This is a genomic window from Streptomyces caelestis (genome assembly GCF_001279005.1).
Lineage (GTDB): Bacteria > Actinomycetota > Actinomycetes > Streptomycetales > Streptomycetaceae > Streptomyces > Streptomyces heliomycini.
Window position 1 is genome coordinate 232,295 of record NZ_LGCN01000210.1, and the last position, 17,466, is coordinate 249,760.

16 protein-coding genes and 1 pseudogene are annotated in these 17,466 nt (G+C 72.3%); 5 read left to right on the top strand and 12 right to left on the bottom strand.

Translation table 11 applies throughout. The features are described 5' to 3' along the window. Positions 1-135 precede the first annotated feature (135 nt). The gene (gene leuA, locus ADK41_RS24355) at positions 136-1,857 is read right to left on the bottom strand and encodes a 2-isopropylmalate synthase (protein WP_030818247.1); all 1,722 of its coding nucleotides are present in this window, start codon (positions 1,855-1,857) and stop codon (positions 136-138) included. Between the two features lie 348 nt (positions 1,858-2,205). Between leuA and ADK41_RS24360 the strand changes: the two genes are divergently transcribed. Genes ADK41_RS24360 through ADK41_RS24370 form a run of 3 tightly spaced genes read left to right on the top strand, consistent with a single transcriptional unit; the run spans position 2,206 to position 4,933 of the window. Further along, positions 2,206-3,276: a M4 family metallopeptidase gene (locus tag ADK41_RS24360; protein ID WP_030818249.1), complete on the top strand. Its 1,071-nt coding sequence runs from the start codon at positions 2,206-2,208 to the stop codon at positions 3,274-3,276. 21 nt (positions 3,277-3,297) lie between these two features. Next, positions 3,298-3,564, top strand: a complete 267-nt coding sequence (locus ADK41_RS24365; RefSeq protein WP_030818252.1) for a protealysin inhibitor emfourin — start codon at positions 3,298-3,300, stop codon at positions 3,562-3,564. 58 nt (positions 3,565-3,622) lie between these two features. Beyond that, positions 3,623-4,933 (top strand): GH1 family beta-glucosidase, encoded by a 1,311-nt coding sequence (locus ADK41_RS24370; protein ID WP_030818254.1) that lies wholly within the window; start codon positions 3,623-3,625, stop codon positions 4,931-4,933. Between the two features lie 3 nt (positions 4,934-4,936). Here ADK41_RS24370 and era read toward each other — a convergent pair whose 3' ends face one another. The 8 genes from era to ADK41_RS24410 all read right to left on the bottom strand — a co-directional run bounded on the left by era (position 4,937) and on the right by ADK41_RS24410 (position 12,487). Continuing rightward, on the bottom strand, positions 4,937-5,890 hold the full coding sequence (gene era / locus ADK41_RS24375; RefSeq protein ID WP_037803176.1) for a GTPase Era: 954 nt from the start codon (positions 5,888-5,890) through the stop codon (positions 4,937-4,939). 172 nt (positions 5,891-6,062) lie between these two features. Then, positions 6,063-6,416, bottom strand: a complete 354-nt coding sequence (locus ADK41_RS24380; RefSeq protein WP_030818259.1) for a cytidine deaminase — start codon at positions 6,414-6,416, stop codon at positions 6,063-6,065. A gap of 32 nt (positions 6,417-6,448) precedes the next feature. Next, positions 6,449-6,808, bottom strand: coding sequence for an MmcQ/YjbR family DNA-binding protein (locus ADK41_RS24385; protein WP_030818261.1), 360 nt, complete (start codon positions 6,806-6,808; stop codon positions 6,449-6,451). After that, positions 6,805-8,115, bottom strand: a complete 1,311-nt coding sequence (locus tag ADK41_RS24390) for a hemolysin family protein (RefSeq protein ID WP_030818263.1) — start codon at positions 8,113-8,115, stop codon at positions 6,805-6,807. Before ADK41_RS24390 ends, ADK41_RS24385 begins: the two co-directional genes overlap by 4 nt. Continuing rightward, a complete protein-coding gene (gene ybeY / locus ADK41_RS24395) occupies positions 8,112-8,609 on the bottom strand; it encodes an rRNA maturation RNase YbeY (RefSeq protein WP_024888363.1) in 498 nt (165 codons plus the stop codon). The genes ADK41_RS24390 and ybeY overlap by 4 nt, the downstream gene beginning before the upstream one ends. A gap of 12 nt (positions 8,610-8,621) precedes the next feature. Continuing rightward, positions 8,622-9,692, bottom strand: a complete 1,071-nt coding sequence (locus tag ADK41_RS24400) for a PhoH family protein (RefSeq protein ID WP_030818267.1) — start codon at positions 9,690-9,692, stop codon at positions 8,622-8,624. Positions 9,693-9,964: 272 nt separating this feature from the next. Beyond that, the gene (locus ADK41_RS24405) at positions 9,965-11,089 is read right to left on the bottom strand and encodes a carbohydrate kinase family protein (RefSeq protein ID WP_030818270.1); all 1,125 of its coding nucleotides are present in this window, start codon (positions 11,087-11,089) and stop codon (positions 9,965-9,967) included. A gap of 90 nt (positions 11,090-11,179) precedes the next feature. Next, positions 11,180-12,487 (bottom strand): glucarate dehydratase family protein, encoded by a 1,308-nt coding sequence (locus tag ADK41_RS24410; RefSeq protein ID WP_030818273.1) that lies wholly within the window; start codon positions 12,485-12,487, stop codon positions 11,180-11,182. A gap of 172 nt (positions 12,488-12,659) precedes the next feature. On the opposite strand from ADK41_RS24410, the gene ADK41_RS24415 reads away from it, so the two are divergent. Next, positions 12,660-13,442, top strand: coding sequence for an IclR family transcriptional regulator (locus ADK41_RS24415; protein WP_030818275.1), 783 nt, complete (start codon positions 12,660-12,662; stop codon positions 13,440-13,442). A gap of 187 nt (positions 13,443-13,629) precedes the next feature. Further along, positions 13,630-14,955, top strand: a pseudogene (locus ADK41_RS24420) (MFS transporter). Between the two features lie 200 nt (positions 14,956-15,155). Here the strand turns inward: ADK41_RS24420 and ADK41_RS24425 are convergent. Genes ADK41_RS24425 through ADK41_RS24435 form a run of 3 tightly spaced genes read right to left on the bottom strand, consistent with a single transcriptional unit; the run spans position 15,156 to position 17,434 of the window. Beyond that, on the bottom strand, positions 15,156-16,148 hold the full coding sequence (locus ADK41_RS24425; RefSeq protein ID WP_030818280.1) for an adenosine deaminase: 993 nt from the start codon (positions 16,146-16,148) through the stop codon (positions 15,156-15,158). 20 nt (positions 16,149-16,168) lie between these two features. Then, a complete protein-coding gene (locus tag ADK41_RS24430) occupies positions 16,169-17,074 on the bottom strand; it encodes a ribonuclease Z (protein WP_030818282.1) in 906 nt (301 codons plus the stop codon). Positions 17,075-17,080: 6 nt separating this feature from the next. After that, positions 17,081-17,434, bottom strand: a complete 354-nt coding sequence (locus ADK41_RS24435) for an HIT domain-containing protein (RefSeq protein ID WP_030818285.1) — start codon at positions 17,432-17,434, stop codon at positions 17,081-17,083. Positions 17,435-17,466 lie beyond the last annotated feature (32 nt).

Genomic DNA, 17,466 nt, shown 5'->3' on the forward strand with positions numbered 1-17,466 from the left:
AGCCACATCCATGAGGCGGAGTCAGCACCCAGGACGAGACCTTTCCGTGACCCGCACGTGGAGATGGCCGGTATGTGACGGGGCCCCGCCCGCCGTTTTCCGGCGAGCGGGGCCCCGGACCGCCGATTCGGCTGGTCAGCGCGTTGCGCGGTTGACGGCCGAGACGACCGCCTTCAGCGAGGCCCGCGTGGTGTTCGCGTCGATTCCGATGCCCCACAGCACCTTGTCGCCGATCGCGCACTCGATGTAGGAGGCGGCCTGCGCGGAGGCGCCCTCGCTCATCGTGTGCTCCTGGTAGTCCAGCAGCCGCACGTCGACGCCCACGGCGCCCAGCGCGTCGAAGAACGCCGAGATCGGGCCGTTGCCGGAACCGGTCAGGGTGGTCCGCTCGCCGTCCACCGTGGCCTCGACGGTGAGCGTGTCCACGCCGTCGCGGTCGGTGGTGGTCTGGCCCTTGGCGACCTGGATGCGGCCCCAGGGGTTCTCCGGGTTGGGCAGGTACTCGTCCTGGAAGACGTCCCAGATCGCGGTCGGCGTGATCTCGCCGCCCTCGGCGTCCGTCTTCGCCTGGATGATCTTCGAGAACTCGATCTGCATCCGGCGCGGCAGGTCCAGCTTGTGGTCGTTCTTCAGGACGTAGGCGATGCCGCCCTTGCCGGACTGCGAGTTGACGCGGATGACCGCCTCGTAGGAGCGGCCGACGTCCTTGGGGTCGATGGGCAGGTACGGGACCGCCCACTCGATGTCGTCGACGGTGACGCCCCGGGCCTTCGCGTCGGCCTCCATGGCGTCGAAGCCCTTCTTGATGGCGTCCTGGTGGGAGCCGGAGAAGGACGTGTAGACCAGGTCGCCCACGTACGGGTGGCGCGGGTGGACCTCCATCTGGTTGCAGTACTCCCACGTGCGACGGATCTCGTCGATGGCGGAGAAGTCGATCTGCGGGTCGACGCCCTGGGAGAACAGGTTCATGCCCAGGGTGACCAGGTCGACGTTGCCGGTGCGCTCGCCCTGCCCGAACAGACAGCCCTCGACGCGGTCGGCGCCGGCCATCAGCGCCAGCTCGGCCGCCGCCACCGCCGTACCGCGGTCGTTGTGCGGGTGGACCGACAGGCAGACGTACTCGCGGCGGGACAGGTTGCGGTGCATCCACTCGAAGCGGTCGGCGTGCGTGGACGGGGTGGAGCGCTCGACGGTGGCGGGCAGGTTGAGGATGATCTCACGGCCCGGACCGGGCTGGTAGGTGTCCATCACCGCCTCGCAGACCTCCAGCGCGAAGTCCAGCTCGGTGTCGGTGAAGATCTCGGGGCTGTACTGGTAGCCGAACGCCGTCTCGGGGCCCAGCAGCTTCTCGGCGTACTCCATCACCAGGCGGGTGCCGTCCACGGCGATCTGCTTGATGTCGTCCTTGGAACCGCGGAAGACCACGCGGCGGAAGACGGGGGCGGTGGCGTTGTACAGGTGGACGGTGGCGCGCCTGGCGCCCTTCAGGGACTCCACGGTCCGCTCGATCAGGTCCTCGCGGGCCTGGGTCAGCACGGAGATGGTGACGTCGTCCGGGATGGCGTCCGGATCCTCGACGATCGAGCGCACGAAGTCGAAGTCGGTCTGGCCGGAGGCCGGGAAGCCGACCTCGATCTCCTTGTAGCCCATCGTGACCAGCAGGTCGAACATGGCGCGCTTGCGGGCGGGCGACATGGGGTCGATCAGCGCCTGGTTGCCGTCGCGCAGGTCGGTGGAGAGCCAGCGGGGGGCGGTGGTGATCCGCTTGTCCGGCCAGGTGCGGTCGGGGATGTCGACCTGCTCGTAGCGGCCGTACTTGTGGATCGGCATGGGACTGGGCTGCTGGCGGTTCGCCATGATGCTTCGGGCTCCTCGGTGTGTCCTGATGGACGGCCGACGGCGCAGCGCCGAACTCCGCGGGGAGGGGGTCGACCTCTACTGCAGACCCTCACCGCGGCAGCTAAGGAGAAGCAGCCCGAAACGCATGATGCGGAGCATGCTAGCCGAGCTTTCCCAGGCGCGGGCCGCATGTATCAGTATGCGGGACCGCGCCACTCGAAAGGGGCGCGGGGAACTGCGCAATGGGTCACAAACCGCCCGCACCGATAACACACCGCCACCCCCACGACAGTCGATTACCGACATTTCATCCAATCAATGTCACCCCCCGTGACAACGGGTCGACGCAGTGCGATGGTGCCGGACATGACCGAGAACGGGGGCTTCGAGCCCGTCTTCTGCACCATCGTCCCGCCGCACGTCCTCGACCGGCTCGCGCAGGCCGAGGACCCCGTGCTCCACGGCCCCGCCCGCCGGACCCTCCGGCGCGACGCCTACGAGCGCACCCAGCGCCGCCTGACCACGGTCGTCGGCGCGCCGGCCGTCGCCGCGCTCGCCGAGGCCGAGCCCGGCAAGCCGCGGCGCACCGTGTACGACGCCCGGCACCGCACCGACCTGCCGGGGACGAAGGTGCGCGGCGAGGGCGACGCGCCCGGCCGGGACGCCACCGTGAACCGTGCCTACGCCGGTCTCGGCGCCACGTTCGAGCTGCTGCTGAAGGCGTACTCCCGCGACTCGATCGACGGCCACGGGCTGCCGATGGACGCGACCGTGCACTACGACGAGGACTACAACAACGCCTTCTGGAACGGCGAGCAGATGGTGTTCGGCGACGGGGACGGGGAGATCTTCCTCGACTTCACCATCCCCGTCGACGTCATCGGCCACGAACTCGCCCACGGCGTCACGCAGTACACCGCGAACCTGGACTACTTCGGCCAGTCCGGCGCGCTCAACGAGTCGGTGTCGGACGTCTTCGGCGCGCTCATCAAGCAGTACACGCTCGGCCAGACCGCCGAGGAGGCCGACTGGCTGATCGGGGCCGGGCTGCTCGCCCCGCGCGTCACGGGCAGGGCGCTGCGCTCCATGAAGGAGCCGGGCACGGCGTACGACGACGACGTCCTCGGCAAGGACCCGCAGCCCGCGACGATGGACGACTACGTCCGCACCGGCCGCGACAACGGCGGCGTGCACATCAACTCGGGCATCCCGAACCACGCCTTCTACCTCGCGGCCACCACCCTCGGCGGGCACGCCTGGGAGCGGGCGGGGCAGGTCTGGTACGACGTGCTGACCGGCGGGGAGCTGGAGCAGGACGCGCGGTTCACGGACTTCGCGACGCTGACGGTGAAGGCGGCGCGCGCCCGGTACGGGGAGGGCGAGGAGCTGCGGGCGGTGTCGAAGGCCTGGGAGCGGGTGGGAGTGCGGACGCAGTAGTTCCGTACTAGACAGGGACCCATGCGTATTCAGGTGCGGCGCACGGGCGGGTTCGCGGGGATCGAGCGGCGGGCCGAGGTGGACACCTCGGGCCGTGCCGACGCCCACGAGTGGCACGCCCTGGCCGAGCGGGCGCTGGCCGCAGGCCGGGGCACACCGCCGGCCGGGGTGCCGGACGGCTTCGGCTACCGGATCACGGTGGACGGCAGGTCGGTGTACTGCGCGGACCCCCGGTTGACGGAGGAGCAGCGGGAGCTGATCAGGAGGGTGCTGAAGGAGGGGGCGTAACCCGCTTGTCCCGCAAGGGCGTTGACTTCGCCCGTCGTCGGTGCGGATGATCCGGGCCATGGCGACGACGAACCCGATCCCCCGTTTCCCGGCCGGTTTCCTGTGGGGCGTGTCGACCTCGGCGCACCAGATCGAGGGGGCGGCGGACGCACGCGAGGCCTCCGTGTGGGACGTGTTCACGGACGGGCCGGGGCGGGTGCGGGACGGCTCGACGGCGGCGGTGGCCTGCGACCACGTCCACCGCCACCGCGAGGACGTGGCGCTGCTGGCCGGCCTGGGCGTGGACGCGTACCGCTTCTCGGTCTCCTGGCCGAGGGTGCGCTCGCGGGGCGGCCTGGACTTCTACGATCGGCTGGTCGACGAGCTGTGCGCGGCGGGCGTGCGGCCGGTGCCGACGCTGTTCCACTGGGACCTGCCGGCGGATCTCGACTGGCTGGAGCGGGACACGGCGCAGCGGTTCGCGGAGTACGCGTCGGAGGTCGCCGGGCGGCTCGGCGACCGGGTGACGAAGTGGATCACCCTCAACGAGCCCGCCGAGCACACCCTGCTGGGGCACGCGCTGGGCGTGCACGCCCCCGGCCGGAAGCTGCTCTTCGACGCGCTCCCGGCAGCCCATCACCAACTCCTCGCGCACGGGCTCGCGGTGCGGGCGCTGCGGGCGGCGGGGGCGGACGACATCGGCATCGCGAACTCGCACGCGCCCACCTGGCCGGCCTCCGAGGACGAGGCGGACGTGGCGGCGGCCGGCTTCTACGACGCCCTGCTGAACGGGATGTTCGCCGATCCGCTGCTGCTCGGCCGCTACCCGGACGGCATCGGCGAGCTGATGCCGGGTGACGTCGAGGCGGACCTGAAGGTCGTCGCGGAGCCGCTGGACTGGTACGGGATCAACTACTACGCGCCGACGAGCGTGGGCGCGCCGCAGGGCACGGAGATCGACTTCGGCGGTGTCCGGATGCCGGCCGAACTCCCCTTCTCGGTACGGGTGATCGAGGGACACCCGGTGACGGACTTCGGCTGGCCGGTGGTCCCGGAGGCCCTGACGGAGCTCCTCACCGCCTTCCGCGCCCGGTACGGCGACCGCCTCCCGCCGGTGGTCGTCACCGAGAACGGCTGCGCGTACGACGGCCTGGACGACCGGGACCGCATCACCTACCTCGACGGCCACATCCGCGCGTTGCACCGGGCGGTGGAGGCGGGCGTGGACGTGCGCGGCTACTTCGTGTGGTCGCTGCTGGACAACTTCGAGTGGGCGGAGGGCTACGCCCGCCGCTTCGGTCTGGTCCACGTCGACTTCGAGACGCTGGAGCGGACCCCGAAGGCGTCGTACGGCTGGTTCGGGGAGCTGCTGCGCGAGCAGCGCGCGTGATGATCAGAAGCCGAGACGACGCAGCTGCTTCGGGTCCCGCTGCCAGTCCTTGGCGACCTTCACATGCAGGTCCAGGAACACGGGTGTTCCGAGGAGCGCCTCGATCTGTTTGCGGGACTTGATGCCGACGTCCTTCAGGCGCTTGCCCTTGGGGCCGATGACGATGCCCTTCTGGCTGGGGCGCTCGATGAACAGGTTGGCGTGGATGTCGAGGAGGGGCTTGTCGGCGGGGCGGTCCTCGCGCGGGAGCATCTCCTCGACGACCACGGCGATGGAGTGCGGGAGCTCGTCGCGGACGCCCTCCAGGGCGGCCTCGCGGATCAGTTCCGCGACCATGACCTGCTCGGGTTCGTCGGTGAGGTCGCCCTCGGGGTAGAGGGCGGGGCCCTCCGGCATCAGCGGGATCAGCAGGTCGGCCAGCAGGCCGACCTGCTGGTTCGCGGTCGCCGACACCGGGATGATCTCGGCCCAGGTGATGCCCAGCTCCCGGCCGAGCTGGTCGACGGCGATCAGCTGCTCGGCCAGCGCCTTGCCGTCCACCAGGTCGGTCTTGGTGACGATCGCGATCTTCGGGGTCTTCTTGATCCCGGCGAGTTCCTTGGCGATGAAGCGGTCGCCGGGGCCGATCTTCTGGTCGGCGGGGATGCAGAAGCCGATCGCGTCGACCTCGGCCCAGGTGGTGCGGACCACGTCGTTCAGCCGCTCGCCGAGCAGGGTGCGCGGCTTGTGCAGTCCGGGGGTGTCCACGAGGATCAGCTGCGCGTCCTCGCGGTGCACGATCCCGCGCACGGTGTGCCGGGTGGTCTGCGGCCGGTTCGAGGTGATCGCCACCTTCTGCCCGACCAGAGCGTTCGTGAGGGTGGACTTGCCCGCGTTGGGACGGCCCACGAAGCAGGCGAAACCGGCCCGGTGGACGGCGTCGGCCGGCTGCTCGGATGACTGGGTACGAACACTCATGCCGCCCATTCTCCCTGATGCGGGAGACCCCGCCGTACCACCACCCGGACCGGGGGCCGGACCGGTCGTCCGCGGGCGAACCGGCCCGGCCGTCCGCCGGGGTGGATCCGTCGAGGACGAACGGGCCCGGTGACCGCCGGGGGGACCGGCGCCGGACGCGTCCTTCGCGGTCTCAGCCCGCGGTGACCGTCTCCCGGACCGTGCCGTCCGTGCCGGCCACCAGGACCGGGGTAGCGGGGCCGCCGAGGTCCCGTACGGCCGCGCGGTCCTCGGGCGACGCCGACTCCGCCTCCGTCACCACGGCCGCCGCCTCCAGCGACGTCGCGCCGGACGCCACGGCCATCGCCACCGCCGTCTGCAGGGCGCTCAGCTTCAGGGAGTCCAGGGCCACGGTCCCGGCGGCATACGTCCGCCCGGTCTCGTCGCGTACGGCGGCGCCCTCGGGCACACCGTTGCGGGCCCGCACGGAACGAGCCAGGGTGACGATCTTGCGGTCCTCGGGGTCGAGGGCGGTGGTGTCGGTCATGATGCGAGCATAAGGGGGCCGTGCCTCCGGTCTCAGGGACGGTCGAGGCGGAGGCGGTCCGCTCGTGGCAGTCCGGCCACGACCAGGTCGTACGAGTCCTCCACCAGCTCCCGGACCAGGCGGTCCGGGAGGGCGCCGTCGACCGTCACCGTGTTCCAGTGGCGTTTGTTCATGTGCCAGCCCGGGACGATCAGGTCCGGATGCTCGGCGCGGAGCCGGACCGCGTCCTCCGGGGCGCACTTGAGGTTGACCTTGAGAGGCCGCGCGTCCAGGTCCGTCAGGGCGAAGAGCTTGCCCCCGACCTTGAAGACCGAGGTCTGCGGGTTGAAGGGGAACTCCTCCACCGCCGCGTTGAAGGACAGGCACAGGGCGCGCAGCTCCCGCGGGGTCACTCCGGCTTCTCCTCCTCGTCGGCGGGCGGGTCCGCCGGGGCCACCGGCTCCACCAGCACCGTCACGATCTTGTTCCGGCGTCCGGCCGACGCCTCGGCCGTGAGCCGCAGCTCGCGGGCGTCGGGGAGCGCGACCACGGACGAGGCGCCCGCGATCGGCACCCGGCCGAGGTGCTTGGCGAGCAGCCCGCCGACGGTCTCCACGTCCTCGTCGTCGAACTCCTCCAGGCCGTACAGCTCGCCCAGGTCGCCGATGTCGAGGCGGGCGGTGACCCGGTAGCGGTCCTCGCCCAGCTCCTCCACCGGCGGCAGTTCGCGGTCGTACTCGTCGGTGATCTCGCCGACGATCTCCTCGAGGATGTCCTCGATGGTGACGATGCCCGCGGTGCCGCCGTACTCGTCGACGGCGACGGCGACGTGGTTGCGCTGCTTCTGCATCTCGCGCAGCAGGTCGCCCGCGTTCTTGGTGTCCGGCACGAAGAACGCCGGCCGCATCGCCGTGGCCACCAGTTCGCTCTCGGCGTCCCGGCTGATGTGCGTCTTGCGGGCCAGGTCCTTGAGGTAGACGATCCCGACGATGTCGTCCTCGCTCTCGCCGGTCACCGGGATGCGGGAGAACCCGGAGCGCAGGGCGAGGGTGAGGGCCTGGCGGATGGTCTTGTACCGCTCGATCACCACGAGGTCGGTGCGCGGCACCATGACCTCGCGCACGAGCGTGTCGCCGAGCTCGAAGACCGAGTGCACCATGCGGCGCTCCTCGTCCTCGATCAGCGACTCCTTCTCCGCGAGGTCGACCATCGCGCGCAGCTCCGCCTCGGAGGCGAAGGGGCCGCGCCGGAAGCCCTTGCCGGGGGTGAGCGCGTTGCCGATGAGGATGAGGAGCGACGGGACCGGGCCCATGACCCGCGCGAGCGGGACCAGGACGTACGCGGCGGCCGTGGCGGTGTTCAGCGGGTGCTGGCGGCCGATGGTGCGCGGGGAGACCCCGACGGCGACGTACGACACCAGGACCATGATCGCGATGGCGATCAGCAGCGACTCGGCCGTCCCGTCGAACTCGCGCAGACAGCCGTAGGTGATCAGGGAGGCGGCGGCCATCTCGCAGGCGACGCGCACCAGCAGCGCCACGTTGAGGTAGCGGGTGGGGTCGCCGGCGATCTGCGCGAGCCTGGCGCCGCCCCGGCGGCCGGAGCGCACGGCCTCCTCGGCGCGGAAGCTGGAGACGCGCGCGATGCCGGCCTCCGCGCAGGCGGCCAGCCAGGCGACGACGACCAGGGCGATCGCGCCGAGGACGAGGGTCGGACTCATGAGACGGTCGGGGCCGGGGACGGGCCGGTGAGGCCCTTCTCCGCGCGCCAGCCGTCCACGATGGCGGCCTGCAGGCCGAACATCTCGGCCTTCTCGTCCGGTTCCTCGTGGTCGTAGCCCAGCAGGTGCAGCACACCGTGGACGGTGAGCAGCTGGAGCTCCTCGTCCATGGTGTGCCGCGTCGGCGCTTCCTCGCCCTGTTTGGCGGCGACCTCGGGGCAGAGCACGATGTCGCCGAGCAGCCCCTGCGGGGGCTCGTCGTCGTCCTTGGACGGGGGCCGCAGCTCGTCCATCGGGAACGACATGACGTCCGTCGGCCCGGGCAGGTCCATCCACTGGATGTGCAGCTGCTCCATGGCGCCGGCGTCCACGACGATCACCGAGAGTTCGGAGAGCGGGTGGATGCGCATCCGCGCGAGCGCGTAGCGGGCGATGTCGAGGATCGCCTGCTCGTCGACCTCGGTTCCGGACTCGTTGTTGACGTCGATCGACATCTGGTGCTCGGTCTACTTCCCCTTGTGCCCGGACTTGCCCCGGCCGCCCTTGTGGGTGCCGTTCTGGGTGCCGTGCTGGCTGTCGTACTGCTCGTACGCGTCGACGATACGGCCCACCAGCTTGTGCCGGACGACGTCCTGGGACGACAGCCGGGAGAAGTGGACGTCGTCCAGGCCTTCCAGGATGTCCTGCACCTGCCGCAGTCCGGACTTGGTGCCGTCGGGCAGGTCGACCTGCGTGACGTCACCCGTGATCACTATCTTCGAGTCGAAGCCGAGACGGGTGAGGAACATCTTCATCTGTTCGGGGCTGGTGTTCTGGGCCTCGTCGAGAATGATGAAGGCGTCGTTGAGCGTGCGACCGCGCATGTACGCCAGCGGCGCGACCTCGATGGTCCCCGCCGCCATCAGCCGGGGGATCGAGTCGGGGTCGAGCATGTCGTGCAGCGCGTCGTAGAGCGGGCGCAGATACGGGTCGATCTTCTCGTAGAGCGTGCCCGGGAGGAATCCGAGCCGCTCCCCGGCCTCGACCGCGGGGCGGGTCAGGATGATGCGGTTGACCTGCTTGGACTGCAGGGCCTGCACCGCCTTGGCCATGGCGAGGTACGTCTTGCCGGTGCCCGCCGGGCCGATGCCGAAGACGATGGTGTGTTTGTCGATCGCGTCCACGTAGCGCTTCTGGTTGAGCGTCTTGGGCCGGATCGTGCGGCCGCGCGAGGACAGGATGTTCTGCGTGAGCACCTGGGCCGGGGTCTCCTGGCCGTCGCTCTCCCCGCTTTCGCTCGCCTTGAGCATGGCGATCGAGCGTTCCACTGCGTCCTCCGTCATCGGCTGCCCGGTGCGGAGCACCAGCATCATCTCGTCGAACACGCGCGAAATGAGGGCGACCTCGTCCGCGTCGCCGACCGCGCTGATCTCATTGCCCCGGACGTGGATGTCGGCCCCCGGGAAGGCCTTCTCGATCACGCGCAGGAGGGAGTCCCCGGAACCCAGCACGGTCACCATGGGGTGCTGGGCGGGGACGGTGAACTGCACTCTCGCCTGCCCCTGCGCGGGGGTGTGAGCTGTGGGTGTCTGAGTCATGGGCCGGCTCTGAAGGCCTGCGGATCCTCCTCGTCACGGCCGCGCACCGGAGGGCGGCCTCACGTTTCCCAGGGTACGACGGAGGAGTGACAAGCCCGTAGGGCTTTTAGCGGACCGGGCCGGGACGGCGCCCCCGGCCCATGGCCCGGGTCCCGGCCCGCCGAGCCGGGGCAGCGCCCCGGACCGGTGGCCCGCTTTCGAGCCGGCCGAACCGGGTGGTGGGGGCGCGGGGCGGGAGCCCTCTGGCGGGGGCGCGGGGCGGAGCCCCCGTTTCAGGCGGACCGGCGGAAGCCGATCGTCGGCACCGCCCGCCGCAGCGGCCACGGCCGCACCAGTTCCCCCGGGACCAGCCCCGTCAGGAACTCGTACCGCCGCAGCGCCGAGGGGTCCTGCCCCTCGACCGACCGCACCTTCCGCCACCAGGCCCCGATCTCCGTCCACCCCGGCGCCGACAGCGATCCCCCGAACTCCTGGACGGACAGCGCCGCCGTGAGCCCCGCGAAGGCGAGCCGGTCGGCCAGCGGCCACCCCGCCAGCGTCCCCGTGACGAACCCGGCGACGAACACGTCCCCCGCCCCGGTCGGATCGAGCGCCTCGACGTCGATCGCCGGCACCGAGGCGGTCTCCCCCGTGCGCCGGTCCACCGCATACGCGCCGTCCGCCCCGAGGGTGACCACGGCGACGGGCACGTGCTCGGTGAGGGCGCGCGCCGCCGCGCGGGGGCAGTCGGTGCGGGTGTACCGCATGGCCTCCTCCGCGTTCGGCAGGAACGCCTCGCAGTGCCGCAGGTCGGGCAGCGCGGCCAGGTCCCACGCCCCGGTGTCGTCCCAGCCGACGTCGCCGAAGACGCGGGCGCCCTTGCGCGCGGCCTGCGCGATCCAGGGCGCGCCGCGGCCGGGCGTGAGGGAGGCGACGGCGGCCCGCGCGCGGGGCGGGCAGTCGGGCGCGGGTTCCTCGGGGGGCGGTTCGTGGCCGTGGGAGACCATCGTGCGCTCGCCGTCGTAGGCCATGGAGACGGTGACCGGCGAGTGCCAGCCGGGCACGGTGCGCGACGGGGAGAGGTCGATGCCCTCGCCCCGCTCCAGCGCGTCCCAGCAGTACTCGCCGTAGTGGTCGTCGCCGAAGGCCGCCGCGAGGGAGGTGCGCAGGCCGAGGCGGGCCAGGGCGGTGGCCATGTTGGCGACGCCGCCGGGGCTCGACCCCATCCCGCGCGCCCAGGACTCGGTCCCGCGCACCGGGGCGGAGTCGAGCCCGGTGAAGACGATGTCGAGGAAGACGGTGCCGGTGAGGTAGACGTCCCAGGGCGGGTCGCCCGGTGCGCGCAGGGCGGCGAGGGGATCGACCTGGGGCGAGCGGTGCGGTCCCTCGACGCGTGCCTTCCCGGTGGACGCCTTCACGGTGGCTCCCTGACGTGGTGCGGTTTCCGCCAGTGTGCACCACCCCGCCGACAACGGGACCGCCGTCGGTCCGTGTCGGCCCCCGGGGGATCACCAGCGCGGCACGGCCGGTGTGGTCCAGTCCGGGTCGACGGCCCGCATGGCCGCCGCGTCGTCGCGGTCCCGCAGGGAACCGTCGTCGTCGAGCCACCGCCGGTGGAGGGCGGCCAGCCGGTCGCGGTCGAGTTCGACGCCGAGGCCGGGTGCGTCGGAGACCCGCACGGCGCCGTTCTCGAAGGTGAGGCGTTCGGTGAGGACGTCCTCCGACTGCCAGGGATAGTGGGAGTCGCAGGCGTGGTGCAGGTCGGGCACGGTGGCCGCCACGTGGGTCATCGCGGCGAGGCTGATGCCCAGGTGGGTGTTGGAGTGCATGGAGACGCCGACGCCGAAGGCGCGGCAGATCGCGGCGAGCCGCTGGGTGTTGCGCAGTCCGCCCCAGTAGTGGTGGTCGGAGAGGACGACCTGGACGGCGTCCCGCGCGAAGGCCTCCTTGATCTCGGCGAACGTCGTCACGCACATGTTGGTGGCGAGCGGGACCCCGGTGCGGGCGGCGACCTCGGCCATGGCGGGGGTGCCGAGGACGGGGTCCTCCAGGTATTCGAGGACGTCCCCGAGTTCCCCGGCGACCTTCAGCGAGGTCTCGACGGACCAGGCGCCGTTGGGGTCGAGCCGCAGGGGGCGTCCGGGGAACGCGGCGGCGAGGGCGCGTACGGCCGCGATCTCCTCGTCGGGCGGGAAGACGCCGCCCTTGAGCTTGAAGGAGGTGAACCCGTACCGCTCCGTGAACCCGCGGGCCTGTGCGACGACGCCGGCCGGGTCGACGGCGGCGCCCCAGTCGTCCTTCTCCGCGGTGACGCCCCTGGGGTGGTCCGCCCACTTGTAGAAGAGGTACGCGCTGTACTCGACGGCGTCGCGCACCTTGCCGCCGAGCAGCGCGTGCACGGGCAGGCCGAGGCTCCTGCCGAGGGCGTCGAGGCAGGCCACCTCGAAGGCGGAGAGCACGGACAGGCGCAGCTTGTCGGCGGTCTGCACGCCGCGCAGTCCGCCCACGTCGACCCTGCCGGAGACCCGGGAGGCGTCGACGGCCACCTCGTCGGCCTCGGCGAACAGCCGGTTCAGGTCGTCGACCCGGCGGCCGACGAGCCGGTCCGCGAGGGGCCGCGCCAGGTCCAGGTACTTGGTGTCGCCGTAGGTCTCGCCGAGGCCGGTGGCGCCGTCGGCGGTGACCACCTCGACGATCAGGCGGGGGGTGTACGGCTGGTGGACGCCCTGGGTGTTGAGCAGGGGCGGGTCGGCGACGAGGATCGGCGTCAGCCGCACCTCGGTGACGGTCAGGTCGCGGGAGGTCGGCGTGGTCACAGGGCGGCTCCTACGAGGTCGGGTCCGGTGGCGGGCGGGGTCCGTATCGGGACTCGCCTCACCCGTCTCCCGATGTAGACGTCATCCACGTATGCAGATGAAGGCTAAGGAGGCGGACGGGGGCCGTCAATGGCCCGGTCCGGCCCTCCTCCCGCCGGACTACGATCGGCGCATGCCGGAGACAGGGGGCGTACGCGAGGTGAAGTCCGCCGCGCGCACGCTGGAGGTACTGGAGCTGCTCGCCGCGCGCGGCGACCGCCCGGCACGCCTCCAGGAGCTGGCGGACACGCTCAGGGTGCCGCGCAGCTCGATGTACGCGCTGCTGCAGACCCTGATCGCGCGCGGCTGGGTCCGCACCGACGTCACCGGCTCGCTGTACGGCATCGGCATCCGCGCCCTGCTCACCGGCACCGGCTACCTCGACTCGGACCCGCGCGTGCGGGCCGTGCGCCCGTATCTGGACGAGGCGTCCGACGCGCTGGGCGAGACGATCCACATGGGGCGGCTGGACGGCCGTGACGTGGCGTACCTGGCGACCCGCGAGTCGCACGAGTACCTGAGGACGATCAGCAGGGTGGGGCGGCGGCTGCCGGCGCACATGGGCGCGCTCGGCAAGGCGCTGCTGGCGGAGCGGCCGGACGAGGAGCTGCCCGAGGGGCCGTACGAGGCGGCCACGCCGAACACGCACACCTCGCGGGAGTCGCTGGCCGCCGATCTGGCCGGGGTACGGGAACGCGGCTACTCCGTGGACCGCGAGGAGGGCGTGCCCGGGATCGCCGGCTTCGGGTTCACCCTGCGGTACGCCTCCCCCGCACAGGACGCCATCAGCTGCTCGGTGCCGGTGGCCCGGCTGACGCCGGAGCGGGAGGAGCGGATCGTCGCCGTGATGCGGGAGATCCGGACGAAGGCGGAGACTGCGATTCCCGCAGGTGGCGGGGCTGTTCACTGGCGTTAGCGAATGCTGCTACCCGCCCTTTCGGAAGCCCAAACACGAGAGTGACTTAGATCACTCCTTGCGCGCTCCCGTTGCCCTGCCCCCGCTTGATACAAATTGGCCGCGCGCTCCTGTCCGTCGACGGTCGTCGCTCCCTTCCTCCCCCACGGTCTCCGCACCGTCCCTTCCGCACGCCCCGGGAACGCCCGTGTTCGCCCCTCGCACCACCCCCTGGCCCCTCGTCGCCCTTTTCACGGCCGGATATCTCGCCCCGTACCTGCTGCCGACCACCGTCGGCCGGCTGGAACGCGGCCTCGGCCTCTCCGCCACCCAGGCGGGAGCCGTCGGCAGCGCGCTGCTGCTGAGTTCCGCGACCGCCGGGTTCCTGCTGGCGTCGCGCGTGGAGCGGGTCGGGGCACGGACCCTGGCCCGGCTGGGCCTGCTGCTGGCCGCCGTCGGCTACGGCGGGGCCGCCCTCACCACCGCCGTACCGGCCGTCGTCGCCGGCGCGATGATCGGCGGGTTCCGGTCCGGGACGGCCCCCCCGGCCCCCGCCCCCCCGATCTCCCCGCCGGCGAGGACGGCGGGTACGGGGGTGGTGAGGGGGCCCCCGCCGTAGCCGACGGCGGCCAGCAGCAGGCCCAGCCGGGCCAGGGTCCGTGCCCCGACCCGCTCCACGCGCATCGCCCTCACCGCGCTGGCCGTGTGGCCGCTGACCTCCCGGCTGCCGGCCGGCGCGCCCGGTCCGCGCCGCACCGAGCCGGACGGCACCGCCCGTCTGCCGCACCGGCGTTCGGGCGCGGTCCTCGCCGGCACGATGCTGCTGTGGTCGCTCGCCCAGAACGCGCTGTGGGGCGTGAGCGGGCGCATCGGGGTCGGCCAGGCGCACCTCTCCGAGCCGACCGTGGGCGTCGTCTTCGCGGTGGCGCTGGGCGCCGGACTGCTGGGCGTCCTGGGCGCGGGCGCGCTGGGGTCGCGGCTGGGGCGGGCGCTGCCCATCGGCGGCGGCACGGTCCTCATCGCCGGCTGCATCGCGCTCAGCGCCTCCGCGACCGGTCTCGGCAGCTTCGCCGCCGGTGAGATCGCCTGGAACACGGTCTACCCGGTCGTGCTGTCGTACCTGATCGGGCTCGCCGCCTCGCTGGACCCGCGCGGGCGCTGGGCCGTGCTGGTCGGCTCGGCGTCGTCCCTGGGAACCGCCGCGGGACCGCTGACCGGCAGCGTGCTGTCCGCGCAGGCCGGGTTCCCGGTGATGGGCGCGGTCCTCGGCACCGGTCTGCTGCTGGTCGCGCTGCCGATGACCGCGGTCGCCCTGCACACCGGCGGACGCCCGCTGCTGCCGGGCGCGGTCCGCCGCCGCGGCGGCCACCCGGCGGCCGTGCTCGCCGCGGCCACGGGCACCCCGACGGGCTCGGTCCCCGAGGTCGGCGCCCCGGAACAGCCGGTGGTCGAGATCCCCCTCGACGGCACCCCGGCCCCGGCCCAACGCACCTACGACACGGCAGCGGCGACCCAGGCACCCGGGGCCGGCTGAACCCCGCTCCCGCTCCCGCGGGCAGTCGTGCCGCAGGGCGGCACGGGTGGGCGGTGGGGGTACCTCCCGCTCATGGGGGTCCCCCCGCTCGAGCGAAGCCGAGAGTGGGGGAGAAGCCGAGAGTGGGGGAGGCACCCCGCAAACGCCGGGCCGCGCGATCCCCCCGCCCCGCCGGAGCCCCGGCACGTCGCTCACGGTGGTCAGCCGAAGTCGTACGCCTCCACCTCGGCGAGGTACCGCGCCCGCAGCGCCTCGTCGTCGTCCAGGAACGAGGCGAGGAAGGAGTTCCGCGCCAGCTCGCGCAACCGCTCCGGACCGAGGCCCAGCGTCCCCCGCACCGCGTCGAAGTTGTCCCCGGCGTAGCCGCCGAAGTACGCCGGGTCGTCGGAGTTGACGGTGCACATCAGCCCCGCGTCGAGCATCGCCGGCAGCGGATGGTCGGCGAGGGTGTCGACCGTCCGCAGCCGCACGTTGGACAGCGGGCACAGCGTCAGCGGCACGCGCTCCCGCACCAGCCGCTCCACCAGCGCCGGATCCTCCACGCAGCGCAGCCCGTGGTCGACCCGCTCCACGCCGAGGACGTCCAGCGCCTCGGTGATGTACTCCGGCGGCCCCTCCTCACCGGCGTGCGCCACGCGCCGCAGCCCCAGCGCGGCGGCGGCCTCGTACACCTCGCGGAACTTCACCGGCGGATGCCCGACCTCCGCCGAGTCGAGCCCGACGCCGGTGATCCGGTCCAGGTAGGGCTTCGCGGCGTCCAGGGTGGCCAGGGCCGACTCGGCGGACTCGTCCCGCAGGAAGCACAGGATCAGCCGGGTGGAGACACCGTGCGTCTCCTCGCTCCGGCCCAGCGCCCGCCACAGCCCTTCGACGACGGTGCCCATGCCGACACCGCGCGCCGTGTGCGCCTGCGGATCGAAGAAGATCTCCGCGTGCCGCACGCCCTGCGCGGCGGCGCGGGCGAGGTAGGCGTCGGCCAGGTCCTCGAAGTCCCGCTCGGTGCGCAGCACGGTCATGAGCGCGTAGTACAGGTCCAGGAAGGACCGCAGGTCCTCGAAGCGGTACGCCTCACGGAGCGCGTCGGTGTCGGCGTAGGGCAGCTCGACGCCGTTGCGCGCGGCGAGGGCGAAGGCCAGCTCGGGCTCCAGGGTGCCTTCGATATGAAGGTGCAGTTCGGCTTTCGGTACGGGCATCAGGCCATCGTACGACCGTTTCACCGACGCTTCGGAAGCGCTACCCGTTGCAGATCGCGCGCCACGGTCAGCTCGCCCTCGTACCCGGCCGCCCGCGCCTGCCGCTCGAACTCCTCCGGTTCGGGGTAGCGCTGGCTGAAGTGGGTGAGGACGAGATGGCGCACGCCCGTCTCCCGCGCCACCCGGGCCGCCTGGCCGGCGGTCAGATGGCCGAAGTCGACGGCGAGTTCCTCGTCCTCGTCGAGGAACGTGGACTCGATGACCAGCATGTCGCTGCCCTCGGCGAGCGCGTACACCCCGTCGCACAGCCGGGTGTCCATGACGAACGCGAACCGCTGCCCGCGCCGCACCTCGCTGACCTCCTCCAGCGGGACCCCGCCGAGCGTGCCCTCGCGCTGGATGCGGCCGACGTCCGGGCCCTTGATGCCGTGCGCGGCCAGCCGGTCGGGCAGCATGCGCCGGCCGTCGGGTTCGACCAGCCGGTAGCCGTACGCCTCGACGGGATGGGACAGCTTCCGCGCCTCCAGCGTGTAGCCGGGGGTGCGGGCGAGGGGGCCGTCCGTGTCGACCGGGGCCTCGGTGAGGGCGACGGTCTCGCGGTAGGCGGTGGCGTAGCGCAACCGGTCGAAGAAGCGCTGCCCGGAACGCGGGTAGTGGGCGGTGATCTCGTGCGGCACCTTGTCGAGGTTGACGCGCTGGATCACCCCGGCGAGACCGAGGCAGTGGTCGCCGTGGAAGTGGGTGACGCAGATCCGGTTCAGGTCGTGGGCGGCCACCCCGGCGCGCAGCATCTGGCGCTGGGTGCCCTCGCCGGGGTCGAACAGGATGCCCTCGCCGTCCCAGCGCAGCAGGTAGCCGTTGTGGTTGCGGTGCCGGGTGGGGACCTGGCTGGCGGTGCCGAGGACCACCAGTTCGCGTACGGACAAGGCGGCTTATCCGGGGGGCCAGTCGAGGCCGCGACCGCCCAGGACGTGGGCGTGCGCGTGCCAGACGGTCTGGCCGGCGCCGCTGCCGGTGTTGAAGACGATCCGGTAGCTCTCCAGCTTCTCCTCGTCGGCGACGGCCTGCGTCTCCCGCAGCACGTCGGCGGCGAGCTCGGGCGCGGCTGCGGCGAGGGCGGCGGCGTCCCGGTGGTGCGCCTTCGGGATCACCAGCACATGGGTGGGCGCCTGGGGGTTTATGTCGCGGAACGCGATGGTGGTCCCGGTCTCCCGCACGATCGTCGCCGGAATGCTCCCGTCAACGATCTTGCAGAACAGACAGTCGTCCTGAGGCTCCCCAGCCATGACCCCTCCTCGAGCCAGCTGATCACGTACGA

Bases quoted from the DNA above. Each gene is read 5' to 3' on its own strand.
- ADK41_RS24370 (WP_030818254.1), top strand. From the start codon at position 3,623: ATGGCGACGACGAACCCGATCCCCCGTTTCCCGGCCGGTTTCCTGTGG.
- leuA (WP_030818247.1), bottom strand. From the start codon at position 1,857: ATGGCGAACCGCCAGCAGCCCAGTCCCATGCCGATCCACAAGTACGGC.
- ADK41_RS24435 (WP_030818285.1), bottom strand. From the start codon at position 17,434: ATGGCTGGGGAGCCTCAGGACGACTGTCTGTTCTGCAAGATCGTTGAC.
- ADK41_RS24390 (WP_030818263.1), bottom strand. From the start codon at position 8,115: ATGAGTCCGACCCTCGTCCTCGGCGCGATCGCCCTGGTCGTCGTCGCC.
- ADK41_RS24415 (WP_030818275.1), top strand. From the start codon at position 12,660: ATGCCGGAGACAGGGGGCGTACGCGAGGTGAAGTCCGCCGCGCGCACG.
- ADK41_RS24425 (WP_030818280.1), bottom strand. From the start codon at position 16,148: ATGCCCGTACCGAAAGCCGAACTGCACCTTCATATCGAAGGCACCCTG.
- ADK41_RS24380 (WP_030818259.1), bottom strand. From the start codon at position 6,416: ATGACCGACACCACCGCCCTCGACCCCGAGGACCGCAAGATCGTCACC.
- ADK41_RS24400 (WP_030818267.1), bottom strand. From the start codon at position 9,692: ATGACTCAGACACCCACAGCTCACACCCCCGCGCAGGGGCAGGCGAGA.
- ADK41_RS24365 (WP_030818252.1), top strand. From the start codon at position 3,298: ATGCGTATTCAGGTGCGGCGCACGGGCGGGTTCGCGGGGATCGAGCGG.
- ADK41_RS24360 (WP_030818249.1), top strand. From the start codon at position 2,206: ATGACCGAGAACGGGGGCTTCGAGCCCGTCTTCTGCACCATCGTCCCG.
- ybeY (WP_024888363.1), bottom strand. From the start codon at position 8,609: ATGTCGATCGACGTCAACAACGAGTCCGGAACCGAGGTCGACGAGCAG.
- era (WP_037803176.1), bottom strand. From the start codon at position 5,890: ATGAGTGTTCGTACCCAGTCATCCGAGCAGCCGGCCGACGCCGTCCAC.